Here is a 24772-nt window from a genome sequence, read left to right on the forward strand (position 1 = left end):
ATGGAGTACTGACGATGAAGGTCATGGCCCAGATGGCGATGGTGATGAACCTCGACAAGTGCATCGGGTGCCACACCTGCTCGGTCACCTGCAAGCAGGCGTGGACCAACCGGACCGGCACCGAGTACGTCTGGTTCAACAACGTCGAGACCCGGCCCGGGCAGGGCTACCCGCGTCGCTACGAGGACCAGGACCAGTGGGAGGGCGGCTGGGAGCTCAACCGGCGCGGCCGCCTGAGGCTCAAGGCCGGCGGGCGGATGAAGAAGCTCGCGACGATCTTCTCCAACCCGAAGATGCCCAAGATCCAGGACTACTACGAGCCCTGGACGTACGACTACGCCACGCTCACCGACGCGCCGGCCCAGGAGCACACGCCGGTCGCGCGGCCGAAGTCGCTGCTCACCGGCAAGGACATGAAGATCGAGTGGTCGTCGAACTGGGACGACAACCTCGGGGGCTCAGCGGCTACCGAGAAGCACGACCCGATGCTCGCGAAGATCGCCGACAAGGTGAAGTTCGAGTTCGAGCAGACGTTCATGTTCTACCTGCCGCGCATCTGCGAGCACTGCCTCAACCCGGCCTGCGCGGCCTCGTGCCCCAGCGGAGCCATCTACAAGCGCGCCGAGGACGGCATCGTGCTCGTCGACCAGGACCGCTGCCGCGGCTGGCGGATGTGCGTGTCGGGGTGCCCGTACAAGAAGGTCTACTTCAACCACAAGACCGGCAAGGCCGAGAAGTGCACGTTCTGCTTCCCGCGCATCGAGGTCGGGCTGCCGACCGTCTGCTCGGAGACGTGCGTGGGCCGGCTGCGCTACATCGGCCTGATCCTGTACGACGCCGACCGCGTGCTCGAGGCCGCGTCCGTGAAGGACGAGCACGCCCTGTACGAGGCCCAGCGCTCGGTGCTCCTCGACCCGAACGACCCCGAGGTCATCAGGGCCGCCGAGCGCGACGGCATCCCCCGGGACTGGATCGACGCGGCCCAGCGCTCGCCGATCCACGCCCTGATCAACACGTACAAGGTGGCGCTCCCGCTGCACCCCGAGTACCGCACGATGCCGATGGTCTGGTACATCCCGCCGCTCTCACCCGTGATCGACGTGGTCCGTGACACTGGCGAGGACGCCGAGGACACGGGCAACCTCTTCGCGGCGATCGACGCGCTGCGGATCCCGATCGAGTACCTTGCCGAGCTGTTCACGGCCGGCGACGTCGCGCCGGTCGACCTGGTGCTCAAGAAGCTCGCCGCGATGCGGTCCTACATGCGTGACATCAACATGGGCCGTGACCCGAACCCGGCCATCCCGGCCGCCGTGGGGATGACCGAGCAGACGATGTACGACATGTACCGCCTGCTCGCGATCGCGAAGTACGAGGAGCGGTACGTCATCCCGGCTGCGCACGCCGAGCAGGCGCACTCGTTGGAGGAGATCGCCACCGAGTGCTCGGTGTCGCAGTACGGCGGCGGGAACCCGGAGATCTTCGGTGAGGGGTCGGGGTCGCAGACGCCGCTCGCGGTCGAGAACTTCCGGCTGCTGCAGGAACGTCAGACGTCGGACACCGTGCCGTCGCCCGGTGCCTCGCGCGTCAACCTGCTCAACTGGGACGGCAAGGGCGCCCCGAACGGGCTGTTCCCCAGCAAGCCGTCCGACGAGACGGACGAGTCATGATCGGCATCGCCCGGACCCGGTCTCGTCGCGAGGTCGCGCTCAGCCCCGAGCAGCTCACGCTCGCCTGGCAGTCCTCGTCCCTGCTCCTCGGCTACCCGGACCAGCAGCTGCTCGACCGCTTCGACCTGGTCGAGCGGGCGTCGCGCGAGCTGCCCGAGAACGTGGGGGAGCCGTTGCGTGCCTGCCTGCGACGCCTCGAGGACGCCACGCTCGCCGACCTCGAGGCGGAGTACGTCGAGACGTTCGACACCCGACGCCGGCACAACCTGTTCCTCACCTACTTCGCGCACGGCGACACCCGCAAGCGCGGCATGGCGCTGCTGCGGTTCAAGCAGACCTACCTGGCGTCGGGCTTCGAGCTCAGCGACGACGAGCTTCCCGACCACCTGTGCGTCGTCCTGGAGTACGCCGCGACCATCGACCAGGAACGCGGACGGCAGCTGATCCTGGACCACCGGGCCGGGCTCGAGCTGCTGCGCCTGGCGCTGACGGCGACCGGTTCCCGGTGGGCCGGCGCGGTCGAGGCGATCACGTCCACGCTGCCGCCGCTCGAGGGTGACGAGATGGACGCCGTCCGTCGGCTGGCCGCCGAGGGGCCTCCCGAGGAAGAGGTCGGCCTCGACCCGTACGCGACCCCGACCTTCGCACCGGGACCGGCGTCGTCCGGATCGCCCATCGCGCTGCCGATGCCCTCGTTCCCAGGAGCCCGCTGACATGGACACCTTCCTCTGGGTGATCGTCCCCTACCTGTGCCTCGCCACGTTCGTCATCGGGCACTTCTGGCGCTACCGCTACGACAAGTTCGGCTGGACGACGAGGTCCTCGCAGCTCTACGAGGACAGGCTCCTGCGGCTGGGCTCGCCCCTGTTCCACTTCGGGATGCTCGGGGTCGTCGGCGGCCACATCATCGGCCTGCTCGTCCCGCAGTCGTGGACGGACGCCCTCGGGATCAGCCACGAGACCTACCACCTGGTGGCGGTCGTCGGCGGCCTCGTCTCCGGGATCATGGCGGTCGTCGGGCTGGCGATCCTGATCTACCGCCGACGCACGGTCGGTCCGGTGTTCTCGGCGACGACCGTCATGGACAAGGTCATGTACGCCTTCCTCGGCACTGTGATGCTGCTGGGGATGTGGAACACCATCGCGGGCTCGATCCTGAGCGTGGGCGGTGAGTACAACTACCGGGAGGGCGTGTCGGTCTGGTACCGCTCGTTCCTCGCCTTCCAGCCGGACCCGAGCCTGATGGCCGACGCCCCGCTGGGCTTCCAGCTGCACGCCCTTGTCGCGTTCGGGCTGTTCGCGCTGTGGCCGTTCACCCGGTTGGTCCACGTGTTCAGCGCGCCCATCGGCTACCTGACCCGCCCGTACATCGTCTATCGCAGCCGCGACGACCAGCTGGGCAGCCACCGGCCGCGGCGAGGCTGGGACCGCATCTCGCACTGAGTCGCCGGGACTCACCCACGCGCCCGGCCCGGGCCGGGCGCGAATGCACCCTCCGCGCCCGCCTACCAGGTCTCCTGGGACTACGAGCTCCCGACCGAGCGCACCACGGGCATGCAGACCGCCATGGAGGACTTCTTCACCGGTGCGCTCGACGCCGACGGGTGGATCGCCGGGATGGGGACGGCGACGGCGCCGTGGGAGTGAGGTCGCTCTGATGCGTGACGGTGCCTCCGGGTGCGCGCGAGCGGGACCGGTGCGACCGTCGAACTCGTGACGCGTTCGGCGCGTACCGCCCCCGGACCCGAGAAAGGATGGCTGGGCTGGTCTGGTCCTTGTCCGAACGGTCGGAGGGGTGACCACGATGGCTGTGACCACGTTCGGGGACTTTCCAATGGCCGACCGCGACCGCGACTGGGACGGAGCCGCCGCTGAGAAGCGCGTCCGCACGTGGGCGGACGCGCAGGACGAGCCGAACGAGAAGTACCGCGACGCGCACGTCTGGTACGACGCCGAGGCCAAGGAGAACTTCACCGCCTACAAGCTGCTGATCGCCGATGTGGTCGACGGCCGGCTCAAGGCGGTCCCTCGCGGGGTCTTCGCTGCGGCGGCCGTGATGCAGGGTTCGCGCGGCGGCGTCGACATCCCCGACAAGGACCGCGCCCGCGTGAAGGGCCACCTCGCCCGGTACTACGCCAAGCTCGGCGACACCCCGCCCTGGGAGGACTGACGCGCGCGGTCGTTCGGGTGGAGACCCACTAGCTCGTCCGGCGGGCGGCCAGCTGCTCGATCATCCCGATCCGGGTGCGCTCGCGGTCTTCGACGACCAGACCGAGCGCCTCGACGCGTCGCAGCGGGCGGTGGCAGTACCGCTCGCCCTGGAGAGGTACCGACACGCGTCGACGAGCCGCTGCAGCACCCGCAGGGGCCACGCGGAGGACTCGACGTGGTCGGCCAGCAGCAGCAGGCCGCCGGGGCGCAGGACGCGCACCATCTCCTCCAGCGCGCGCCCGGCATCGGGCACGGCGCACAGCGAGAAGGTCATGACGACCGTGTCGAACGATCCGTCGTCGAACGGGAGCGCCCGCGCATCTCCCAGCCGCAGGTCCGCGGCGAGCCCGAGCGCCGCAGCCCGCCGCTGCGCGACCGCGAGCATCGACGGGCTCCACTCGATGCCGGCCAGCTCGACGCCCTCGGGATACAGCGGCAGGTTCAGGCCGGTGCCCAGCGCGACCTCCAGCGTGCGTCCGCTGGCTCGTCGGCACACCCACGGCCGCGTCTGGGCGAACCAGCGCCGCTCGACCGCGCCCATGTCGCGGTCGTAGGCGTCGGCTCGGCGGTCCCAGGCTCGTTGCAGCCGGTCATCACGGCGTGTCACACGTTCCAGCCTAGGGACCGACGGCAGGCGCGAGATCCAGACGCTCGCGTCCGTCCGTGCCGGAGGCGTCACTCGAACGAGTGATACCTTCAACCCTCGTAGTCAATCGACACGTGACTCTTGATGTCGGCAGCGAAACTGCCGATGGAAGGCGTATTCCTTCCGAGAGGTGCCTTCTGTGACGACGTACGAGCTGTCGGTCGCGCAGCGGTCCGCGTCGCGTGCCGTGCGCCAGACGAACCCACCGGTCGTCCTGCTTCTCGTCGTGCTCATCGTCTCCGGCGTCGGCTTGATCGGCCACGCGGGGGAGCGGGCGGCGCAGCACCGCGCCGAGCGTCTCGCGCACGCGCGGGCGGTCGCCCAGCGGGTCGACGCGCTCGCGACCGACTGGCAGATCGAGCAGTCGTTCCTGCGATCGGCGTCCGCTCGCGCCCGGGCCGAGGCCCTCGCGTCGGTCGCGGCCCAGCGCGCCGCTGCCGAGGCGGCCTGGACCGCCGAGCAGCAGCGCGTCGCTGAATCGGCGCGCCGAGCCGCCCTCGCAGACGCCGGGACCGTGTGGGAGGCGGGAGAAGCGACCCTGCGCTCGCTGCCCGGGAACGCCGGGGTGGAGATCCACTGGGACGACCCCGACCTCGGCGGGCACCTCGGCGGGGTCTGGTCGGGGAGCACCAGCTACATCATGGTCAACGCCCAGCGTCTTGCCGGGAACCCCGCCAAGACCGGCGACGTCGTCCGGCACGAGATCGCCCACATCTACGAGGGCCGGCTCGCGGCCGCGGCCGGGTTGTCGTGGAGCGCGCTGAACGCCCGGATGTCCGCCGCGTTCGGGTCCTCGGCGACCGAGAGGGCCGCGGACTGCGTCGCGCTGCGCTTCGGCGCCACGTGGACGCACTACACGTCGGACTGCTCGAGCGCCGACAAGCAGGCGTGGGTGGACGGGATGATCGGCGGCTACCTGCCCTGAGGGTGTAGAGACGTCCCCGTGGACGATCTCCGGAACGGTGACCTGCTCTGGCGTGAGCGGATGTCGGTGAGCACCCTCGCGCTCGGTGCGATCGGCGTCGTCCTCGGGATCTTCGTCGCCGCCGTGGGGACGACGCAGGGCTCGCCGGTCTTCGTCGTCGTCGGAGCCGTGCTCGTCTGGTTCAGCCTGGTCGGCTCGCTGCTCCCCGTGCTGGAGGCCCGCTCGACCGGCATCTACGTGCGCAACGTGGTGCACGAGACGTGGGTGCCGTGGTCGGCGGTCGTCACGATCGTCCCGAACGCGCGCGTCAACGTGATCCTGGACGGTGGGGCGTTCGTCGGCGTCTGGGCCGTGCAGCCCGGCGGCGGACGCCTGCTCGGCGGGCGCTCGCGCGTCGACGTCGTCGCCGAACGCCTGACCGAGGCCTGGCCGCCGGCGCGCGGACGGGTGGACGACGCCCCGGTGGTGCGTCGGCTCGCACGCGGACCACTGGGGGCGGCCGCGGTGCTCTTTGGGCTCGTCGCGGTCACACTGGTCCTGGCGATCGCCGCCTAGACAGGCGATCTGCCGACGATCCACGACGGGGCGGGCAGCCCCACGTCGTGCCTCTGGTCGTGCGACCGCAATGGTGCACATCAGACATTCTCGTTCCCCTCGGACGGTTCGCGATGCCGCATCCAGGGCCGAAGGACCCCGGTTTTGAGGGCACTTCTGGCGCCCGCCCAAGTTGTTATCTGGACGTGACCTAACCGCTGCGTTCAAGAGTTGACGACAAGGCGTCGGCGCGCGTTTACTTCCCCCGGCGCGATTGTCCGAAACTGTGCAGTATTCGAAGGAGATCCATGCGAGCAATGCTGCTCGGTCAGTCAGGGGGCCGGTGATGGCCGGCCCGACGATCCTCGAGATGCGGTCCATCACCAAGGAGTTCCCCGGGGTCAAGGCACTCTCTGACGTGTCGATGAGCGTCAAGGCCGGAGAGATCCACGCGATCTGCGGAGAGAACGGCGCCGGCAAGTCGACGCTCATGAAGGTGCTGTCCGGGGTCTACCCGTACGGCACCTACACCGGTGACATCAGCTACCAGAACGAGATCGTTCGCTTCCGGAACATCCGGGAGAGCGAGAACCAGGGCATCGTCATCATCCACCAGGAGCTGGCGCTCATCCCTGGGCTCTCGATCACCGAGAACATCTTCCTGGGCAACGAGGTGGCCTCCAGGGGCGTCATCAGCTGGCGCAAGGCCCACGGCCTCGCCGTCGAGCTGCTCGCCCGGGTCGGTCTGCGCGAGGACCCCGACACCCTGATCAAGAACATCGGCGTCGGCAAGCAGCAGCTGGTCGAGATCGCGAAGGCGCTCTCGAAGGACGTCAAGCTGCTGATCCTCGACGAGCCGACCGCGGCGCTGAACCAGGCGGACTCCGCACACCTGCTCGACCTCATCCGGGGGCTCAAGGCGCGTGGCGTCAGCTCGATCATGATCAGCCACAAGCTGGACGAGATCGAGGCGATCGCGGACTCCATCACGATCCTGCGCGACGGCAAGACCATCGAGACGCTCGACGTCACGGCGGGAGGGGTCGACGAGGACCGCATCATCCGCGGGATGGTCGGCCGCGACCTCGAGAGCCGGTTCCCGGACCACACGCCGGACCTGGGCGAGGTGTTCTTCGAGGTGCAGAACTGGACGGTCCAGCACCCGGTCCGCCACGAGCGCCTGGTCTGCAAGGACGAGTCGTTCACGGTGCGACGGGGCGAGATCGTCGGCTTCGCCGGACTCATGGGCGCAGGTCGCACCGAGCTCGCGATGAGCATCTTCGGACGGTCCTACGGGAACTTCGTCTCGGGACGGATCATCAAGGACGGCAAGGAGCTGGAGCTCCGCAGCGTCGCCGACGCGATCGACAACGGTCTGGCGTACGTGAGCGAGGACCGCAAGGTCCTGGGCCTCAACCTGATCGACGACATCAAGCGTTCGACGGTGGCGGCGAAGCTGTCCAAGATCTCCCGCGGCGGCGTCGTGAGCACCGAGCAGGAGCGGGCCTACGCCGAGCAGTACCGCAAGAGCCTGCGCATCAAGACGCCCTCCGTGGACGTCGGCGTGAGCAAGCTCTCGGGGGGCAACCAGCAGAAGGTCGTCCTCGCACGGTGGATGTTCACCGACCCCGACCTGCTGATCCTCGACGAGCCCACCCGTGGCATCGACGTGGGTGCCAAGTACGAGATCTACGGCATCATCCAGCAGCTCGCCTCGTCCGGTAAGGGCGTCGTCATCATCTCGTCCGAGCTGCCCGAGCTGCTCGGGATCTGCGACCGGATCTACACGATCTTCGAGGGCGCGATCACCAACGAGATGCACGCCGACGAAGCCACCCCCGAGGCGCTGATGCGCTCCATGACCTCCTCGAAGAAGAAGCTGGCCTCCTGATGAGCACAGACACCACTGAACCCACGGACACCGCGAAGAGCGAGTTCAAGCTCTCCGACATCAAGAAGATGTTCGGCGGCGGGACGTCGAACGCTCGCCAGTTCGGCATGATCTTCGCGCTGATCTTCGTCGTCGCATTCTTCGAGTGGCAGACCAACGGCCTCACGCTCAGCCCCGGAAACATCATCAACGTCGTCGCGCAGGGGTCGTACATCCTGATCCTCGCGATCGGCATGGTGATGGTGATCATCGCCGGCCACATCGACCTGTCGGTCGGGTCGGTCGCCGCCTTCGCGGGCATCATCGTCGCCAAGTCGATGCACGACTACAACCTGCCGTGGTACCTCGCGATCCTGCTCGGCCTGGCGGTCGGCATCCTGATCGGGTTCTGGCACGGCTTCTGGGTCGCGTTCATCGGCGTCCCCGCGTTCATCGTGACGCTGGCCGGCATGCTGCTGTTCCGCGGCCTCAACCAGTTCGTCGGCGACTCGACGACGGTCCCGGTGCCCGACGCGTTCCGCAAGATCGGGGCGGGCTACCTCCCGGAGTGGGGACCCGACACCGGGTACAACAACTTCACGCTGATCCTCGGCGTGGCTGCAGCGCTCGTCCTGATCTACCGCGAGATCCGCCTGCGTCGCACGCAGAAGGCGATGCACGCGGAGATGGCTCCGGCGTGGGTCAGCTTCGTCAAGATGACGATCGTCATCGGCGTTCTGCTCTTCCTGACGCTGCGCTTCGCCAGCGGCCGGGTCGGCACCAGCTTCCCGATCGCCGGCATGATCCTCGTCGCGCTGATCATCATCTACTCGTTCGTCACGAACTCGACGATCTTCGGTCGCCACGTCTACGCGGTCGGTGGCAACTCGCTCGCCGCGCAGCTGTCCGGTGTGAAGTCGCGTCGCGTGAACTTCCTCGTCATGACCAACATGTCGATGCTCGCCGCGCTCGCCGGCATGATCTTCGTCGCCCGGTCTGCGGCCTCCGGCCCGCAGGACGGTGTCGGCTGGGAGCTCGACGCGATCGCCGCCGTGTTCATCGGTGGCGCTGCGGTCGCCGGTGGTGTCGGTACCGTCACCGGCTCGATCGTCGGTGGTCTCGTCATGGCCGTCCTGAACAACGGTCTGCAGCTCCTCGGTGTCGGCTTCGACCGTGTGCAGATCATCAAGGGCCTCGTCCTCCTGTTCGCCGTCGCGATCGACGTGTGGAACAAGCAGCAGGGGCGCACCTCGATCTTCGGGTTCTTGACCAGATCGTTCCGCGGCGGCGGGGACGGCGGCGCTCCGATCGCCGAGAGCCCGGCGATGAGCACCTCCGAGCCCATGCCCGTCGGACCGACGCAGACCGCACGGCCCGCAGACCTCGGTCCGCACTGACCCACCGACTGCACTCCCGCACCACCCGGACGGCAAAGCCGCTGCCCGGTAACTGACTCCGTCTCGCCCGAGCGGAAGAAAAGAGACAAAAGATGCGCAAGCTCGCCAAGGCGTCTATCGCCTTCACGGCGATCGCGATGCTGGCCCTCACGGCCTGCAGCAGCCGCGACGACAGCAGCGACACCCCGTCCGAGGGTTCCTCCGAGGCAGCCGCCGGCTTCCCGGCCGACTCCACGATCGGCGTGGCCCTGCCCGCCAAGACCTCGGAGAACTGGGTTCTCGCGGGTGGCCTGTTCGAGGACGGCCTCGCGGAGGCCGGCTTCAAGGGTGACGTGCAGTACGCGGCCGCCAGCAACACGGTCGCCGACCAGCAGAGCCAGATCCAGGCCCTCGTGACCAACGGCTCCAAGGTCATCATCATCGGCGCCGAGGACGGCGGCCAGCTGGCCACGCAGGTCGAGGCGGCCAAGGAGGCCGGCGCGACCGTCATCGCGTACGACCGCCTGATCCTCAACACCGAGGCTGTCGACTACTACGTCGCGTTCGACAACTTCAAGGTCGGCGAGCTCCAGGGCCAGTCCCTGCTCGAGGGCCTCGAGGCCAGCCAGGGTGCGGGCCCGTACACGATCGAGCTCTTCTCCGGCTCGACGACCGACGCCAACGCGAAGGTCTTCTTCGACGGCGCCATGAGCGTCCTGCAGCCGAAGATCGACGACGGCACGCTCGTCGTCGGCTCCGGCCAGATGACCGTCAAGGAGACGGCCATCGACGGCTGGACCGCTGAGAACGCCCAGGAGCGTATGGACACGCTGCTGACCAGCACCTACAGCGACGGCAAGGTCCTCAACGGCGTCCTGTCGCCGAACGACAACCTGGCCCGCGCGATCATCCAGTCCGTCAAGGACGCCGGCAAGCCGATCCCGGTCGTCACGGGTCAGGACTCCGAGGTCGAGTCGGTCAAGTCGATCATGGCCGGCGAACAGTACTCGACGATCTACAAGGACACCCGCGCGCTCGTCGCGCAGGCCATCAAGATGACCCAGCAGCTCCAGAAGGGCGAGGACGTCGACGTCAACGACACCGAGTCCTACGACAACGGCGTCAAGGTCGTCCCGTCGTTCCTGCTGCCCCCGGTCATCGTGACCAAGGACAACGCGGCCGAGGCGTACGCCAACAACCCGGACCTCCTCGCGCTCACGCAGTGATCTCGTAGCTCGTAGCACCACCTCTCACGCAGACGCCCTTCCCGGCTCCGGCCGGGGAGGGCGTCTGTCTGCCTGCTCGGCGCATCGCGACCCCCGTCGCCCGTTCGGCTGCGTTGCCACGGTCGGATGAAGGCTCGGCGTACCTCTCAAGGGTGTCAGCACCCAGTCGATAGTTCCCACTGTGCAGAGGGACTTCGGCAGGACAGCAGCGACGGTGCGGGTGAGCGACCCATGAGCGTCGTGACGCCCGGTTCCTCGGCCACCGTCGCCGAGCGAACCGTGCCCGCACGGGCGACGGACCAGCTCGCCGACTCGGTGGACTGGTTCGACGGCACCCTGCGCGCGTGGCGCCGTCAGAGCTGGTGCCGTGCGGTGGCCGTCCTCGCGATGCTGGGCGCCCTCGGCGACGCGTTCACCACCTCGGCGATGCCCCACGTCGAGGGCATCCACGAAGGCAACCCGGTCTCGGCCGCCGGTCAGGCCGCCCTCGGCTCGGTGCCGCTCTTCATGCTCGTGTTGACGGTCCCGCTCGTGATCGTCTTCCTGATCCTCGCCAACCGCCCGACGTCCTGGTACACGTGGTTCATCTGGTCCGCGGTGGCGACCGTCGGTGCCGTCAAGCTCTCCGTCACCTTCTCGAACCTGGTGGTCCTGGGCGTGGCCGTCTCGACCTAGCCGGCACGACGCCGCAGTCAGGACCGGGTCGCTGTCACCCCGGGGGCAGCCGGAGCTGGATCCCGCGCACGTCCACGACGGCCGGCCACCGGTCCAGCTCGGCGAGCGTCTCGGTGTCGAAGTAGTTGCCGCGCGTGCGGGCCAGCACCATCGCGTCGCCCGACATGAGATAGCGCCGTGCGTCCTGCTGCCACTGCGCGTTGTCGATGCGCTCGACCCGTGCGCCGCTCGCGTCGGTGTGCCCGGCGTCGAAGGTCTGGCCGGACAGGTCGACGGCGACGTCGCACCCCTGGTCGAGGTTGCGGGAGAGGACGTCGAGCAGGGCGAGCGCCGCAGGGGCGTCCGCCTGGACGCAGCCGGCCGGGAGGCGCTCGGTCATCGCGTCGGCCGGGAAGTCGACGAGCGGCGACTCGCGCCACGCGCCCATGGTCAGCCCGAGCAGCACGCACCCGAGGACGGCGACCGGGACGCGCGTCGGCTCCGGAACCGACGCGACCGCGGCCGCGACGACGAGCACCAGCGCCGGTGCGGTGTAGGCGGCGTAGTGCGGCAGGTAGGAGGGCGACAGCAGCAGCACCGTGCTCTGCGCCACGAGCATCACGACCCACAGGCGCCCCCGCCGTCGGTACCAGGCGAGCACAGCGGACGCGACGACGAGGGTGCAGACGACGAGCACGAGGAGCCGTCGGTGCGCCTCGTTCTCGGTGAGGTTGGTCAGGCTCACGCCGGTCATGCCCTCGAGCCGCATGCTCGCCGGCCGACCGTCGCGCGGTCGTCCCACCTGGTCCAGCACGACGTACCGGAACATCGCCGGGCCAGCCGCGAACGCGAACGGCAGGACGGTCGCGGTGATCGCCGCACCGGCCGCGAGGGTCGCGCGCAGCGCGGGGCGCCAGCCGCGCGCGACGAGCTGCCAGGCGAGCACGACGAGCACGGGCACGACGTCCCAGATCTTCACGACGACCCCGAGCCCGAGCACGGCACCGCCCGCCCAGATCCACCAGGGACGCGCGCCGTCGTCGGCGGACCGCAGGAGCAGCAGGACGCCGCCGAGCAGCGTGACGGTGCCCAGCGGCTCGAGCAGCGTGAGCCGGTCGGCGTACGCGGCGGCGGACGCGACGGCGTACAGCAGCCCGCCGACCACCGCGGCCGCAGTGCCCCACCGCCACGCGATCCTCGTGACCAGCACCGCGCTGGCGGCGCCGACGAGCATGAACCCGACCCGGGCGGCGACGAAGGCGTCGGAGTCGCTCACGAGGTGGGTGAGCGCGGCGAACGGCGCGAGCGCGAGCGTGACGCCCGGGGGGTGCAGGAACAGGAAGTCGCGATAGGGCAGCTCTCCATGCACGAGCGCGACGGCAGAGGCGAAGTACACGCCGTCGTCGTACCCGTGGTAGCCGCGCACTCCGGGACCACCGCCGACGAGGTTCCAGCGCACGACGAACGCCAGCAGGGCCGCGCCGGCTGCGATCAGCCAGCCGAGCAGTCGCGTGGGGATGACCGGCAGCGCGAAGCGCACGGCGGGTGCCGTGGGGCGCGTGCTCAGGTCAACGGCCAACGCGGGGCTCCAGGGTCGGGGAGGTGGGGCGCACCGTTGCACGGCATCCGCCTGCGGGGCGTGCGTGGGTGGTCCGATTAGGGTATGTGGCCTCGACGACGAGAGGGAACGCTCCCATGGACAAGCCCTGGCTGGACGCCGCCCGCACACCCGCGGAACGCGCCGGGCTGCTGCTCGCACAGATGACGCTCGCGGAGAAGGTCGGCCAGCTGCACCAGCCGGCCAACATCAGCGCGGTCGACGACGCCGACGACCTGCGCGCAGGGCGGATCGGCACCTCGCTGTCGGCGAGCGGTGCGACCGCGGGAAACGTGCGCGACGACGGTGTGGCGGTCCGTGCGGTCAACGCCGTGCAACGGATCGCGGTGGAGGAGTCGCGGCTGGGCGTCCCGCTGCTCATGGCGCGTGACGTCATCCACGGGCACCGCACGGTGTTCCCCATCCCCCTCGGTCAGGCAGCGACCTGGGACGCCGGCCTGGTGCAGCGTGGCGCTCGCGTCGCCGCCGTCGAGGCGTCAGCGGTCGGGATCGGCTGGACGTTCACGCCGATGATGGACATCACGGGCGACCACCGCTGGGGCCGCGTCGCGGAGAGCCTCGGGGAGGACCCGGTGCTGGCCGGGCGGCTCGCGGCGGCGACCGTACGTGGCCTGCAGACCGACGACCTGTCCGCGCCCGACGCGATCGCCGCGTGCGCGAAGCACTACGTCGGCTACGGCCTCGCGGAGGGCGGCCGCGACTACAACTCGGTCACCGCGGGCGAGAACACCCTGCGCAACCTGCAGCTCCGCCCGTTCCACGAGTGCGTCCGCGCGGGCGTCGCGACCGTCATGTCGAGCTTCAACGACATCGACGGTGTGCCCGTGCACGCGAACCGCCGGTACCTGCGGGAGATCCTCAAGGACGAGTGGGGTTTCGACGGCGCGATCGTCAGCGACTGGGACGGGGTCGGGGAGATCGTCCGGCACCGGGTCGCGGCCGACGCGGCCGACGCCGCCCGCCAGGGGATCGAGGCGGGCGTCGACATGGACATGGTGTCGGGCTCCTACCTCGCGCACCTCGAGCAGGTCGTCTCCGACGGTCGGGTCCCGCTCGACGTCCTCGACGACGCCGTGCGCCGCGTCCTGACGCTGAAGTTCCGCTGCGGGCTCTTCGAGCACCCGTTCACCGACGAGGGCCTCGAGGCGCTGGTCTCGGGTTCCGACGAGCACCGCGCCGAGGCCCGGGCCGCGGCCGCCGCGTCCCTGGTGCTGCTGAAGAACGACGGCATCCTGCCGCTGGAGGCGGGCTCGGACGAGCGGATCCTGTTCACCGGGCCGCTGCTGGACGCGACCGACGCCCTGTTCGGCACGTGGACCCTGGACGGTCGCGCCGACGAGGTCGTGCCGATCGCGCACGGGCTGAGCAGGTTCACGGGGACGGGGACGGGGACGAGGTCGGTGGCCTGGACGCACAGCGACCAGGTGCTGCACGCGGCGCGCGAGGTCGACACGGTCGTGGCGTTCGTCGGCGAGCATCCCGTGCGCAGCGGTGAGGCGAACTCGATCACGACGCTCGACCTGCCCGTCGGCCAGCTCGAGACCCTGCGGGCGATCAAGGCGGTCGGCGTCCGGCTCGTGGTCGTGGTTCTCGGCGGGCGTGCCCTCGCTCTCGAGTGGGTCGCCGAGAACGCCGACGCGGTGCTCTACGCCTGGCACCCGGGCTCGGAGGGGGGCAACGCGATCGCCGACGTCCTCTTCGGCGCGGCAGAGCCGCGAGGGCGCCTCCCGATCACGCTGCCGCGCTCGGGCGGCCAGCAGCCCCTCGTCTACAACCACCGGTCCACCGGGCGCCCGATCACCGAGGCACAGGATCCGACGTCGGGTCGGTACCAGGACAGCCTCTCGACGCCGCTGTACCCGTTCGGGTACGGCCTGACGTACGGGTCCGTCGGGTACTCGGACGTCACGGTCGCGGTCCGGAAGCCCGACGGTGCGATGGTCGACGCGTCCGTCGTCGTGACGAACACGGGAGCACGCGCCGTGACCGAGGTCGTGCAGGTGTACGTCCGTGACGAGGTCGCCGCGGTGACCCGCCCGGTCAGGGAGCTCGTGGACTGGGCCGTCGTCGAGCTCGCGCCGGGGGCGTCGCGGACCGTCTCGTTCACGCTCGAGGCGGACCAGCTGGGCTACTACGGTCCGGACGGGACGTTCCGCGTCGACCCGGGGGAGTTCGCGCTCTGGATCGCTCCGGACTCGGCCAGCGGGGAGCCGGTGGCGTTCACGCTCGGGTGAGGCGACCGGCGCGCCTCGAGCGGGTCGCGCGAGCTCAGCTCGTCGGGGTCAGGTGCCGTGCACGCCGTGGCTGGGGCACACCGCTCGGGACCCGAGCCGGGATGCGGCGCTCGAGCTCGTCCGCGACGGCTCGCCAGCAGCGCTCCGCCTGCCGCAGCTGGGTCGACACGTCGTCGGGGCCGACGTGCCCCACGCTGCCCTGCCCGTCGGCGGCGTCGAGGGCGTCGAGCCCGCGCTCGATCGCCTGCCTGGAGGCCCAGTAGTTCGACCTGTCGCGCTCGCCGGCCGGCGTCATGACCTCGAGCGCGGCGGCGGCGTCGTCGAAGAGGGCGCGGACCAGGGCGATCGCGTGCGGTCGCTCGCCCAGCGACATCTGGTTGGCGGCGACCGCGACGGCGCTGACGATCGTCGACTGCGCGAGGTGCTCGACGATGCCCCGCAGAGCGTCGGGGCGGACCTGGAGCTGCAGCAGGAGCGCCACGGTCCGGCCGAGCACCGTCTCCTGTCGCGCCCGCGTCACCCGTCGACGCTCGGCGACCTCGCGCGCCTCGTGCTCGGCGCGCAGGGCGTCGGCGAGCGCCTCACGCTCACGTCGCTCGGCCTCGGCGCGGACGGCGGTGGCATGTCGTGCGACGAGCTCGGTCGACGCGCGCACTTGTCGGGCGCTCTCCGCCTGCGCCCTGAGGACGAGGTCCGTCGCGCACTGGTTCATGGGGGCGGCGTAGCCGGAGTCCGAGTACCCGAAGAGGGCCACGCGGTGCTCCTCGGCGTAGAGCACCGCGACCTTCGTGAAGCCTGCGCGGGAGTAGAACACCGCGACCGTCGATCCGGCGGCGGCCCGCAAGCTCTCGATCTCGGTCCGCTCGACCGGGTTGCGCTGGTGCTCGACGCGCCCGGAGAAGTCGACGCCGAGCAGGTCCAGCGCGTTGTCCGGTTGGGTCTGGGGCTCGAGGTTGACCCGGACGTCGAGGAAAGCGAGGACCGAGCGGGCGTGCCGCTCGGCGAAGCGCTCGGCGTCACGCCACTGCGGGTTCTTCGCCACCTGGTTCACGTCCACCTCCCCGGTCGTCGAGGTCGTGCCCAGCCGTCCTCACGACGCTAGGCGCTCGACCGTCCCTGCCGCTCGGACCGTTGGGGTGACCCAGAGCAGGACAATTCGACGGCGCATCGGACGAATGCCCCGATCAGGGCACTGGCGTCATCCGATCGTGGTGGCAAGGTGGGTCGCATGACCGCACGCTGGGTGGAGTTCGCCCCCGTCCTGAACCGCGCGCTGGACCACGCCGAGCAGTGGATCACCTCGCTCGACGACCGACCGGTCCATCCCCGTGCGAGCGCTGACGAGCTCGCCTTCGGAGGGCACCTGCCCGACGGTCCGACCGATCCCGTGCTCGTGGTCGACGAGCTCGCGGCGGCCATCGAACCCGGGCTGATGAGCATGCCGTCGGGCCGGTTCTTCGGTTGGGTGATCGGCGGGTCGCACCCTGCGGCGCTCGCGGCCGACTGGATGACCTCCACCTGGGACCAGAACACGGCGATGCGGTACGCGACGCCGGGCACGGTCGCGGTCGAGGAGGCCGCCGCGGCGTGGCTGCTCGACGTGCTCGGGCTGCCCGCGACCGCCGACGTCGGGTTCGTCACCGGTGCGACGATGGCGAACTTCACGGGCCTGGCGGCAGCGCGTCAGCAGGTGCTGGCGGACGTCGGCTGGGACGTGAACCGCGACGGGCTGGCCGGGTGCCCGCCCGTCCGTGTGCTCGTGGGCGAGGAGCGGCACGGCACGCTCGACCTCGCGCTGCGCTACCTGGGCCTCGGGCTCCCGACGACCGTGCCTGCGGACGACCAGGGGCGCCTGGTCGTCGACGGGCTTGCGCACGCCCTGGCCGACGGCTCCGGTCCGACGATCGTGTGCCTGCAGGCGGGCAACCTGCACTCCGGGGCGTTCGACCCGCTGGCCGAGGCGATCGAGGTCGCGCACGCGCACGGTGCGTGGGTGCACGTCGACGGCGCCTTCGGTCTCTGGGCTGCGGCGTCTCCGCGTCTGCGCGGGCTGGTGGCGGGCCTGGAGCTCGCCGACTCGTGGGCGACGGACGCGCACAAGACGCTCAACGTGCCCTACGACTGCGGCGTCGCCGTCGTCGCGCGCCCGGAGCCCCTCCGGCGTGCCTTCGGCATGCAGGCCGAGTACTTCGCGGCCTTCGCCGGCGCAGGCGATCCGCTCGAGAAGGTGCCGGAGCTGTCCCGACGAGCACGCGGCGTGCCCGTCTGGGCCGCGCTGCGGTCGCTGGGGCGCTCCGGTGTCGCGGAGCTCGTCGACCGCCTCGTCCTTCGCGCGGGGCAGATCGCCGACGGCCTGCGCACGATCGACGGCGCCGAGATCGTCAACGACGTCGTGTTCACGCAGGTGTGCGTCGCGTTCGGCTCCGACGAGCGGACCCGGCGTGTCGGCGAGGCCCTGATCGCCGACGGTGGCACGTGGATGTCCGGGTCGCGCTGGCAGGGTCGCGACATCCTGCGCGTGTCGGTGAGCAACTGGTCCACCGACGAGGAGGACGTCGCGAGATCCGTCGACGCCGTGCGCCGGGCGGTGGCGGCCGCCGGCTGAGCCCGCTACTCGCCGTTCGGGTCGTGCGCCGGCGGCGCAGCGGGCGGCTGAGCCGGCTGACCGGGCTGCCCTGCGCCCGGACCCACGCCGGCCCCCACCAGCTCCCACGGCCGCGGGGCCGGGGTCGGCTCGGGCCGCGGGTGCAGCCGCCGGTGCCGCCGGACGAGAGCCACGGAGGCGAGCGTGATCAGACCGCCGACCACGAGCCAGGGCAGCAGCACCCCGAGCAGGATGACCAGGAACTCGACCACCGACACCAGCGAGTTCCAGCCGTCGGTGAGGCCGTCGAGGAACGAGTCGGGTCCCGTGCTGACGACCTCCGGGGCGAGGCCGGGGCCGTAGAGCGCGACGGTCAGGGTCGACAGCGCGACCTGCTCGGCCAGGCGTGCCCGCTCGGCCTTGAGCTGCTCGAGGTTCGTCTGCCGCTCGGCCAGGGCACCCTCCGCCGCGATGACCTCGGCGCTCGTGCTGGCGCGGGCGAGCAGGTCCTCCATGCGCGCGACGGAGATCTCCAGTCCGTGGATGCGGGCGTCCAGGTCCTGGGCCGCGCCCGTCACGTCCGTGGCCGTCAGGTTGATCTGGTCGATCGTGCCCAGGGTGCGCAGCGTGTCGACCGCACCGCTGACCTCGTCGGCAGGCAGGCGGATGGTGAGCTGGGCCGTGCCGACGTCCTGCGCGGTCGCGGCCTGCTCGGACCGGTTGTCGACGCGCCCGCCGGCCTTCTCGGTGAGCGTGACGATCTGGTCGGCGGCATCCTGCGGGTCCTCGACCGTGATGCTGATGTCGCCCGTCTGGATCACCTGACGCTCGGTGTCCGCCGCGCCGGCCGCGAAGTCGTCGCCCGCCGCCTCAGGCTGGCTCGCGCCGCCCGCGTCCTCGTCGGCCGCGGAGTTGTCCTGCGGCATGCTCTCGTCGGTGCCGGAGTCGGACGCCGTGCACCCGGCGAGCAGGGTGCACAGGGCCAGGACCGAGGCGACTGCCAAGGCGGCACCCCGGTGCACGGTGGATCGGCTGCGGCGACTCGTCGACGAGGTCATGGCGTGAACGTAGGGGAGGCGCGCTCGCTGCGGACCGATGTGGTGTCAATCGTGACCGTCCACCGCCCGAAGTGTTGCAATCGTGACCGCGCCGTTTCCGGAACAGGTGTCGGACAGGCGTCCGTCACACGGCGTACGCGGTCGCCGTCCAGAGGTGGACGGCCGCGAGCGCTCGCCACGGACGCCAGCCCTCCGCGAGACGGGCGACCTCTCGTGCGTCGTCGATGCCGAGCGCCCGGCGCAGGACCAGGTCACCGACGGGCATCGCGTCCCGGTCGCCGAGCACGCGCAGGGCCAGGTAGTCGACCGTCCACGGGCCGATCCCCGGCAGCGCGAGCAGCCGGGCACGGACGTCCGCGTGGTCGGCCCCCGGCGCCAGGTGGAGCCCGTCGGCGCACGCGACCGCGAGCGCGTGCAGGGTCCGGGCGCGCGCGTGGGTGATGCGGACGACGGCCTGCAGCTCGACCGGGTCGACGGCCGCCAACCGGACCGCCGACGGGTAGACGAGCAGGTCCCCGGGGCCGGAGGTGCCGTAGGCGGCAGCGAGCCGACCCCCGAAGGTCCGGGCCGCGCCGAGTGAGACCTGCTGACCGAGCACCGTGCTGACGGCAGCCTCGAAGCCGTCGGGGTGCCCGAGGACGCGCAGCGTCGGGCGGGCCGCGACGAGAGGAGCGAGCACGCGGTCCTGCGCGAACGCGGCGGTCACTGCCGAGAGGTCGTCGGCGAGCCCGAACCACCGTTCCGCGAGTCGCGTGAGCGCGTCCGCCGTGCCGGACGAGGCGGTGAGCGACACCGTGTCGGTGCTCAGCGAGGCCTCGACCAGAGCGGGCGAACCGTCGAGCTCGACGACGCGCCGGACGACTCCGTCAGGGGAGACGGTCTCGACGCCGGGGACCGCGTGGGCGACCAGCGAGGCGAGCAGCGGTGCGGGGTCGACGGGTCGGCGGACCACCACCGAGACCTCGAGCTCGTTCACCAGGGAACGGTAGCCCGGCGAAGAACTTTGCAAATTCGTTGACGTCACATGGCACTTTGCGGCCAATCTGTGGGAGGGTGAGAGCACTGCAGTCGATCGTCTCGGGAAGCCGGGACGCGAGGCTGGAGGGAATGCTGAACCGCGCCGCAGAGGGCCACGGCGAGAGCCGGGCCGCCCGTCAGGGTTCAGGGAGTGCGCCAAGCCTCGTGCCGGCGAGACGCCTCTCCGTTGCGCCCCGTCTCCCTCGGAGGCGGGGCGCACCTATGCCCGAAAGGTGAGGTCTGCCGCCCATCTGCCTACGCTGAGCCGCGTGCACCCGCTCATCCTGCTTCCCGCCGCCGCCCTTCGCGCCGTCACCGACAGCTCCGTCACCGACGACTCGGTCGGCGACGAGGTCCAAGGCGTCGTGGTCCCCGTCTTCGCGATCCTCGCGGCGATCGTCGTCGCGTACGTCCTGGCCACGCTCGTCGCGGCTTTCGTGGGCCGGATCGCCCGCACGTCCCCGATGGCCGCCGACCTGAGCCGACGGTCCCGTAAGCCGCTGCGCGCCGTGCTGCTGGTGATCGCCGTGTGGGTCGCCCTGCGGCTGAGCACCGATCCGGCCGACTGGACGGTGCAGGTGGAGCATGTGCTGCTGATCGCCTTGATCATCACCGTGACCTGGCTGATCGGGAGCCTCGCGTTCGTCGTCGAGGATGCCGCTGTCCAGAAGTACCGCATCGACGTCGCCGACAACCGGCATGCCCGGCGGATCCGCACGCAGGTGCAGGTGCTGCGGCGCATCACGGTCGCGATCCTCGTCGTGTGCGCGATCGCGGGCATCCTGCTGACCTTCCCGTCGGCCCGGGCGCTGGGGGCGAGCCTGCTCGCGTCCGCCGGCCTCATCTCGATCGTCGCCGGCCTGGCCGCGCAGAGCTCCCTGGCCAACGTGTTCGCCGGGCTGCAGCTGGCGTTCACCGACGCGATCCGGGTGGACGACGTGGTGGTCGTCGACGACCAGTGGGGCCGGATCGAGGAGATCACGCTGACCTACGTCGTGGTGCACATCTGGGACGACCGGCGGCTGATCCTGCCGTCCACGTACTTCACGACGACGCCCTTCGAGAACTGGACCCGGCGCGCGGCCGACCTGCTGGGCACGGTCGAGCTCGACCTGGACTGGGACGTCCCGGTCGAGCAGATGCGTGCCGAGATGGTCCGGCTGCTCGAGCATACGGACCTCTGGGACCGCCGGGTCGGCGTGCTGCAGGTGACCGACGCGGTCGGCGGGCACGTGCGCGTGCGTGCTCTGGCCAGCGCGGTCGACGCCCCGACCCTCTTCGATCTGCGGTGCTACGTGCGCGAAGGGCTGGTCGCGTGGTTGCAGGACGTCGCACCGCAGGCCATCCCGCGGACCCGGTGGGAGGGCACCGCCCCGGTGACCCCGGAGACGCGGCGCTCCCGCAAGGAGGAGGCTGCGTCGCGGCCGACGCCCGTGCTGCCGCCGCCCGGCGCCTGGTCGGGCAACGAGGCCGACAACGGCACCGCCGACGACACCATGACCATCACGACCGGCGCCAACGACGCCCGCCTGTTCACCGGCAGCATCGAGGCGCTCGAACGGTCGCGGCACTTCACCGGACCGGGCAAGGACGTGATCGAGGAGCGCGAGCAGGCGGCCGAGGAGCACGGCGAGGGCCGATCCCCGGCGTGAGCATCGAGCCCATCTCGGTCGACTCGCTCCTCGACCGGGTCGTCGCGCGCGTGCTGGCCGCCGGACCGGGCCGGGTGCGCGTGATCGTCGACGGCGCACCGCCGACCCTGCCGGGCGCGCTGGCCGACAGCCTCGTCGGCCCTCTGCGCGCCGCCGGGCGTGCCGTGGCGCGCGTGCGGGCCGACGACTTCCTGCGGCCGGCGTCGCTCCGGTTCGAGCTCGGGCGGAACGACCCCGACGCCTACCTGGAGGACCGCCTCGACCTGGGCGCGCTGGGACGCGAGGTCCTCGACCGCTTCGCGCAGGACGGCCGCTACCTGCCGACGCTGTGGGACGCGGAGGCCGACCGTGCGACCCGTGAGCCGTACGCCGTCGCGGCCGAGGGTGCGGTGCTCGTGCTCGACGGAGGCCTCCTGCTCGGTCGGTGGCTCGAGCACGAGGTCGCGGTGCACCTGACCGTGCGGCCCGAGACGCTCGCACGACGCACGCCGGCCGACGACCGGTGGCAGATGCCCGCGTTCGCCCGGTATGACGCCGAGATGTTGCCGGCCGCGGTCGCGCAGCTCGTCGTGCACGTGGACGACCCGCGGCACCCGGCGCTCGAGGTCACGCAACCGCCGCGGTGACCCTCTCGACGAGCCGGTGCGTCGCGTCGACGAGCTCGGGCGGACCGACGATCCGGATGGGCGCCGCGAACATCGCGAACACTGCGGCGAGCTGGTCCCACGACCACGCCGACAGGACGGCCCGGCACCGGTTCTCGCTGAGGTGCTCCACGATCGCGTCCCGGCCGCCCCACTGGGCGATCTCGTCCGCCGACCGGTCGACGATCGCCTCGCCCTGCACCCGGTTCGGGGCGGAGATCGACCGGAACCGCTCCGCGACGAACGTCGCCACGTCGGGTGCGGGCAGGTCGCGGGGTGCGTACCGGGGTCCGGCTGGGCTCTTCGGGGTCATGCGGTCCACGCGGTAGGTGCGCCAGTCGTCGCGCTCCAGGTCGAAGCCGACCAGGTACCAGCGGCCGCCCCAGGTGACGAGGTGGTGCGCCTCGGCGCGGCGTGGCGGTCGGAACGCCGACTCGCCCGACCCGATCGTGGCGCTGCTGCCGCCGTCGTAGTCGAAGCGCAGCACCTCGTGCGCGCGCACCGCGCTCCCGATCGAGAGCAGGGCGTCCGCGTCGACCGACGGGCGGGCGGTCTGGTTGCCGCGGGCCACGGCGGTGACCTGCAGGGCGTCGGCCGCGGTGCGCAGCCGTGCGGGCATCACCTGGCGCAGGGTCGACAGTGCGCGTACCGCGGCCTCGTCGACCCCCGAGACGCCTGTCGAGGCGGTCTGGAGTGCGACGACGAGAGCGACGGCCTGCTCGTCGTCCAGCAGCAGGGGCGGCATCTGGGTGCCCGCCTCGAGCCGGTAGCCGCCGTCGGGGCCCTTGGCCGCGTGCACCGGGTATCCGAGCTCGCGCAGCCGGTCCACGTCGCGGCGCACGGTGCGTGGGCTGACGCCGAGCCGGTCGGCGAGCACCTCTCCGGGCCAGTCCCGGCGCGACTGCAGCAACGACAGCAGCGACAGGAGGCGTGAGGACGGCGTGGACATGACGTCAGGATGCCATCGAATAGCGGACAGGAACTGACCGCTACCTCCGAGAGAGTCGTGTCGTACCCCTCCCGAGAGGAAGAGCCCATGATCCAGACCCGAGGACTCACCAAGGACTTCGTGCTGAGCAAGACCCATACCGTGCACGCCGTGCGCGGGATCGACCTCGACGTCGCCCCTGGCGAGCTCGTCGCCGTGCTCGGCCCGAACGGCGCAGGTAAGACGACGACCATGCGCATGCTGACCACCCTGGTCCGGCCGACCGCGGGCACCGCGACGGTCGCAGGCGTCGACGTGGTCGCCGATCCCGCGACCGTGCGGCGCCACATCGGCTACGTCGGCCAGGGCAACGGCGCGGGCCACACGCAGCGCGGCGTCGACGAGCTGTACTCGCAGGGCCTGATCTACGGCCTCGACCGCGTCTCGGCGCGTCGGCGAGCGGGCGACCTGGTCGACGCGCTCGACCTGTCGGCGCACGCGACCCGCAAGGTCAGCGAGCTCTCCGGCGGCCAGCGTCGGCGCCTGGACGTCGCGCTCGGCCTCGTGCACGCGCCGCAGCTGCTGTTCCTCGACGAGCCGAGCACGGGCCTCGACCCGCAGAACCGCGCGAACCTCTGGGAGCACATCCTGCGGCTGCGCAGCGAGCACGACATGACGATCATGCTCACCACCCACTACCTCGACGAGGCCGACACCATGGCCGAGCGCGTCGTGGTCGTCGACGACGGGCAGGTCATCGCCGACGACACCGCGGACGGGCTCAAGCGGACGCTCGCGGGGGACCGGGTGGTGCTGACGACGCTGGGCTCAGCGTCCGTCGTCGCCGGTCTGGTCGCCCGGGTCGACGGGGCGCGCGAGGTGGTCGTCGACGGCTCGCGGGTCGAGGCGCGCGTGGCCGACGCCGCCGCCGCCGTGCCCGAGCTCGTGCTCGCCGCGTCCCGGGCCGGCGCACCGCTGTCCGAGGCGCTGGCCGTCCGGCCGACGCTCGACGACGTCTTCCTGGCCCTCACCGGCCGCAGCCTGCGCGACGAAGGCTCGCGCACCACCGTCGACGAAGAAGGGCAGGACGCAGCATGAGCACGCTCACCCTCGACACCCCGGTCCTGGCGACCCCCACGGCCGCCCGCCGGTCGTGGATCTCGGACGTCTGGCTCGTCATGACCCGCGAGCTGCGGCCCGTGATCCGCGAGCCGTTCTCGGTGGTCTTCGGACTCGTCCAGCCGCTCGTGTTCCTCGCCCTGTTCGGGCCGCTGCTCGCCGGCTCCACGGACCTGCCGGCGCAGGACGTCTGGCAGTGGTTCGTCCCCGCGATCCTCGTCATGACGACGCTGTTCGGCACCTCGATCACCGGCTCGAACCTGCAGGTCGACATGCAGACCGGCGCGCACGAGCGCCTGCTGGTCACGCCGCTGTCCCGGTCGTCGCAGCTCGTCGGGCGGTCGCTGAAGGAGATCGTGCCGCTCGTGGCCCAGGCGCTGATCGTCATCCTCGTGATGCTGCCGTTCGGGTTCCGTGCCTCGATCCCCGGGGCCGTGGTCGGGCTGCTGATGCTCGCGGTGCTGGGCATCGGTCTCGGATCTCTCAGCTACGCGCTGGCGATCGCGGTGCGCAAGCAGGAGTGGATGTTCTGGGCCGTCCAGCAGACCGTCCTGTTCCCGCTGCTGATCCTGTCCGGGATGCTCCTGCCCATCGAGTCCGGGCCGCAGTGGATGAAGGTCGCCTCGGCGTTCGACCCGCTGCGGTGGGTCGTCGAGGCCGAGCGCGCCCTGTTCGCCGGCGACCTGACGGCCTCCGCCGTCGCGTGGGGCTGGCTCGCCGCGGTGCTCACCGCGGTCGTCGGGCTGGTGGTCGGGGTGCGGACCCTGCTGCGCAGCGCCGACTGACCTCACGCCCGCACCCCGTCG

22 protein-coding genes are annotated in these 24772 nt (G+C 71.0%); 16 read left to right on the top strand and 6 right to left on the bottom strand.

What is annotated here, in order from left to right; genetic code table 11:
- The first annotated feature begins 14 nt into the window (after positions 1-14).
- From narH to AC1DPN_RS04190, 4 genes are all read left to right on the top strand, one after another.
- Positions 15-1670 (top strand): nitrate reductase subunit beta, encoded by a 1656-nt coding sequence (gene narH / locus AC1DPN_RS04175; protein ID WP_477083436.1) that lies wholly within the window; start codon positions 15-17, stop codon positions 1668-1670.
- The gene (narJ, locus tag AC1DPN_RS04180; RefSeq protein ID WP_477083437.1) at positions 1667-2383 is read left to right on the top strand and encodes a nitrate reductase molybdenum cofactor assembly chaperone; all 717 of its coding nucleotides are present in this window, start codon (positions 1667-1669) and stop codon (positions 2381-2383) included. The genes narH and narJ overlap by 4 nt, the downstream gene beginning before the upstream one ends.
- A gap of 1 nt (position 2384) precedes the next feature.
- Positions 2385-3113, top strand: a complete 729-nt coding sequence (narI, locus tag AC1DPN_RS04185; protein ID WP_477083438.1) for a respiratory nitrate reductase subunit gamma — start codon at positions 2385-2387, stop codon at positions 3111-3113.
- A gap of 361 nt (positions 3114-3474) precedes the next feature.
- Positions 3475-3840: a hypothetical protein gene (locus tag AC1DPN_RS04190; RefSeq protein WP_477083439.1), complete on the top strand. Its 366-nt coding sequence runs from the start codon at positions 3475-3477 to the stop codon at positions 3838-3840.
- Between the two features lie 60 nt (positions 3841-3900).
- Here AC1DPN_RS04190 and AC1DPN_RS04195 read toward each other — a convergent pair whose 3' ends face one another.
- Positions 3901-4488, bottom strand: coding sequence for a class I SAM-dependent methyltransferase (locus tag AC1DPN_RS04195; protein ID WP_477083440.1), 588 nt, complete (start codon positions 4486-4488; stop codon positions 3901-3903).
- Between the two features lie 178 nt (positions 4489-4666).
- Here AC1DPN_RS04195 and AC1DPN_RS04200 point away from each other — a divergent pair, with 178 nt between their 5' ends.
- From AC1DPN_RS04200 to AC1DPN_RS04225, 6 genes are all read left to right on the top strand, one after another.
- Positions 4667-5452 carry a hypothetical protein gene (locus AC1DPN_RS04200; protein ID WP_477083441.1) on the top strand — a complete coding sequence of 262 codons (786 nt, stop codon included), beginning with the start codon at positions 4667-4669 and terminating at the stop codon, positions 5450-5452.
- Between the two features lie 18 nt (positions 5453-5470).
- Positions 5471-6007, top strand: a complete 537-nt coding sequence (locus AC1DPN_RS04205; protein ID WP_477083442.1) for a hypothetical protein — start codon at positions 5471-5473, stop codon at positions 6005-6007.
- A gap of 325 nt (positions 6008-6332) precedes the next feature.
- Positions 6333-7877 carry a multiple monosaccharide ABC transporter ATP-binding protein gene (gene mmsA / locus AC1DPN_RS04210; RefSeq protein ID WP_477083443.1) on the top strand — a complete coding sequence of 515 codons (1545 nt, stop codon included), beginning with the start codon at positions 6333-6335 and terminating at the stop codon, positions 7875-7877.
- On the top strand, positions 7877-9253 hold the full coding sequence (gene mmsB / locus AC1DPN_RS04215) for a multiple monosaccharide ABC transporter permease (RefSeq protein ID WP_477083444.1): 1377 nt from the start codon (positions 7877-7879) through the stop codon (positions 9251-9253). Before mmsA ends, mmsB begins: the two co-directional genes overlap by 1 nt.
- 92 nt (positions 9254-9345) lie before the next feature.
- The gene (locus AC1DPN_RS04220; RefSeq protein ID WP_477083445.1) at positions 9346-10458 is read left to right on the top strand and encodes a substrate-binding domain-containing protein; all 1113 of its coding nucleotides are present in this window, start codon (positions 9346-9348) and stop codon (positions 10456-10458) included.
- A 231-nt stretch (positions 10459-10689) separates the two neighbouring features.
- On the top strand, positions 10690-11133 hold the full coding sequence (locus AC1DPN_RS04225) for a DUF5658 family protein (RefSeq protein WP_477083446.1): 444 nt from the start codon (positions 10690-10692) through the stop codon (positions 11131-11133).
- Between the two features lie 34 nt (positions 11134-11167).
- On the opposite strand, the gene AC1DPN_RS04230 is transcribed toward AC1DPN_RS04225, so the two are convergent.
- Positions 11168-12691 (bottom strand): ArnT family glycosyltransferase, encoded by a 1524-nt coding sequence (locus AC1DPN_RS04230; RefSeq protein ID WP_477083447.1) that lies wholly within the window; start codon positions 12689-12691, stop codon positions 11168-11170.
- A gap of 116 nt (positions 12692-12807) precedes the next feature.
- Between AC1DPN_RS04230 and AC1DPN_RS04235 the strand changes: the two genes are divergently transcribed.
- Positions 12808-14964 (top strand): glycoside hydrolase family 3 N-terminal domain-containing protein, encoded by a 2157-nt coding sequence (locus tag AC1DPN_RS04235; protein WP_477083448.1) that lies wholly within the window; start codon positions 12808-12810, stop codon positions 14962-14964.
- A 34-nt stretch (positions 14965-14998) separates the two neighbouring features.
- Here the strand turns inward: AC1DPN_RS04235 and AC1DPN_RS04240 are convergent, their stop codons facing one another.
- Positions 14999-16015 carry a hypothetical protein gene (locus AC1DPN_RS04240; RefSeq protein WP_477083449.1) on the bottom strand — a complete coding sequence of 339 codons (1017 nt, stop codon included), beginning with the start codon at positions 16013-16015 and terminating at the stop codon, positions 14999-15001.
- A gap of 177 nt (positions 16016-16192) precedes the next feature.
- Here AC1DPN_RS04240 and AC1DPN_RS04245 point away from each other — a divergent pair, with 177 nt between their 5' ends.
- Positions 16193-17569, top strand: a complete 1377-nt coding sequence (locus tag AC1DPN_RS04245; RefSeq protein ID WP_477083450.1) for a pyridoxal phosphate-dependent decarboxylase family protein — start codon at positions 16193-16195, stop codon at positions 17567-17569.
- A 5-nt stretch (positions 17570-17574) separates the two neighbouring features.
- On the opposite strand, the gene AC1DPN_RS04250 is transcribed toward AC1DPN_RS04245, so the two are convergent.
- The gene (locus tag AC1DPN_RS04250; protein ID WP_477083451.1) at positions 17575-18606 is read right to left on the bottom strand and encodes a DUF4349 domain-containing protein; all 1032 of its coding nucleotides are present in this window, start codon (positions 18604-18606) and stop codon (positions 17575-17577) included.
- A gap of 124 nt (positions 18607-18730) precedes the next feature.
- The gene (locus AC1DPN_RS04255; protein ID WP_477083452.1) at positions 18731-19582 is read right to left on the bottom strand and encodes a DNA-3-methyladenine glycosylase family protein; all 852 of its coding nucleotides are present in this window, start codon (positions 19580-19582) and stop codon (positions 18731-18733) included.
- Positions 19583-19892: 310 nt separating this feature from the next.
- On the opposite strand from AC1DPN_RS04255, the gene AC1DPN_RS04260 reads away from it, so the two are divergent.
- Both AC1DPN_RS04260 and AC1DPN_RS04265 read left to right on the top strand, forming a co-directional pair.
- Entirely contained in the window at positions 19893-21275 is a 1383-nt protein-coding gene (locus AC1DPN_RS04260; RefSeq protein WP_477083453.1) for a mechanosensitive ion channel family protein, read from the top strand.
- A complete protein-coding gene (locus AC1DPN_RS04265) occupies positions 21272-21901 on the top strand; it encodes a nucleoside/nucleotide kinase family protein (RefSeq protein ID WP_477083454.1) in 630 nt (209 codons plus the stop codon). Before AC1DPN_RS04260 ends, AC1DPN_RS04265 begins: the two co-directional genes overlap by 4 nt.
- Here the strand turns inward: AC1DPN_RS04265 and AC1DPN_RS04270 are convergent.
- On the bottom strand, positions 21882-22868 hold the full coding sequence (locus AC1DPN_RS04270; RefSeq protein WP_477083455.1) for a helix-turn-helix transcriptional regulator: 987 nt from the start codon (positions 22866-22868) through the stop codon (positions 21882-21884). The two genes, AC1DPN_RS04265 and AC1DPN_RS04270, sit on opposite strands and share 20 nt — an antisense overlap.
- A gap of 87 nt (positions 22869-22955) precedes the next feature.
- Between AC1DPN_RS04270 and AC1DPN_RS04275 the strand changes: the two genes are divergently transcribed.
- Both AC1DPN_RS04275 and AC1DPN_RS04280 read left to right on the top strand, forming a co-directional pair.
- The gene (locus tag AC1DPN_RS04275) at positions 22956-23945 is read left to right on the top strand and encodes an ATP-binding cassette domain-containing protein (protein WP_477083456.1); all 990 of its coding nucleotides are present in this window, start codon (positions 22956-22958) and stop codon (positions 23943-23945) included.
- On the top strand, positions 23942-24751 hold the full coding sequence (locus tag AC1DPN_RS04280; protein ID WP_477083457.1) for an ABC transporter permease: 810 nt from the start codon (positions 23942-23944) through the stop codon (positions 24749-24751). Before AC1DPN_RS04275 ends, AC1DPN_RS04280 begins: the two co-directional genes overlap by 4 nt.
- Positions 24752-24772: the final 21 nt, after the last annotated feature.

Source organism: Cellulomonas sp. P4_H4 (assembly GCF_056400865.1).

What these genes read in the sequence shown, in the direction of transcription:
- AC1DPN_RS04235 (WP_477083448.1), top strand. Translation starts at nt 12,808, where the DNA reads ATGGACAAGCCCTGGCTGGACGCCGCCCGCACACCCGCGGAACGCGCC.
- AC1DPN_RS04190 (WP_477083439.1), top strand. Translation starts at nt 3,475, where the DNA reads ATGGCTGTGACCACGTTCGGGGACTTTCCAATGGCCGACCGCGACCGC.
- mmsA (WP_477083443.1), top strand. Translation starts at nt 6,333, where the DNA reads ATGGCCGGCCCGACGATCCTCGAGATGCGGTCCATCACCAAGGAGTTC.
- AC1DPN_RS04250 (WP_477083451.1), bottom strand. Translation starts at nt 18,606, where the DNA reads ATGACCTCGTCGACGAGTCGCCGCAGCCGATCCACCGTGCACCGGGGT.
- AC1DPN_RS04275 (WP_477083456.1), top strand. Translation starts at nt 22,956, where the DNA reads ATGATCCAGACCCGAGGACTCACCAAGGACTTCGTGCTGAGCAAGACC.
- AC1DPN_RS04270 (WP_477083455.1), bottom strand. Translation starts at nt 22,868, where the DNA reads ATGTCCACGCCGTCCTCACGCCTCCTGTCGCTGCTGTCGTTGCTGCAG.
- AC1DPN_RS04225 (WP_477083446.1), top strand. Translation starts at nt 10,690, where the DNA reads ATGAGCGTCGTGACGCCCGGTTCCTCGGCCACCGTCGCCGAGCGAACC.
- AC1DPN_RS04220 (WP_477083445.1), top strand. Translation starts at nt 9,346, where the DNA reads ATGCGCAAGCTCGCCAAGGCGTCTATCGCCTTCACGGCGATCGCGATG.
- mmsB (WP_477083444.1), top strand. Translation starts at nt 7,877, where the DNA reads ATGAGCACAGACACCACTGAACCCACGGACACCGCGAAGAGCGAGTTC.
- AC1DPN_RS04245 (WP_477083450.1), top strand. Translation starts at nt 16,193, where the DNA reads ATGACCGCACGCTGGGTGGAGTTCGCCCCCGTCCTGAACCGCGCGCTG.
- narH (WP_477083436.1), top strand. Translation starts at nt 15, where the DNA reads ATGAAGGTCATGGCCCAGATGGCGATGGTGATGAACCTCGACAAGTGC.
- narI (WP_477083438.1), top strand. Translation starts at nt 2,385, where the DNA reads ATGGACACCTTCCTCTGGGTGATCGTCCCCTACCTGTGCCTCGCCACG.
- narJ (WP_477083437.1), top strand. Translation starts at nt 1,667, where the DNA reads ATGATCGGCATCGCCCGGACCCGGTCTCGTCGCGAGGTCGCGCTCAGC.
- AC1DPN_RS04280 (WP_477083457.1), top strand. Translation starts at nt 23,942, where the DNA reads ATGAGCACGCTCACCCTCGACACCCCGGTCCTGGCGACCCCCACGGCC.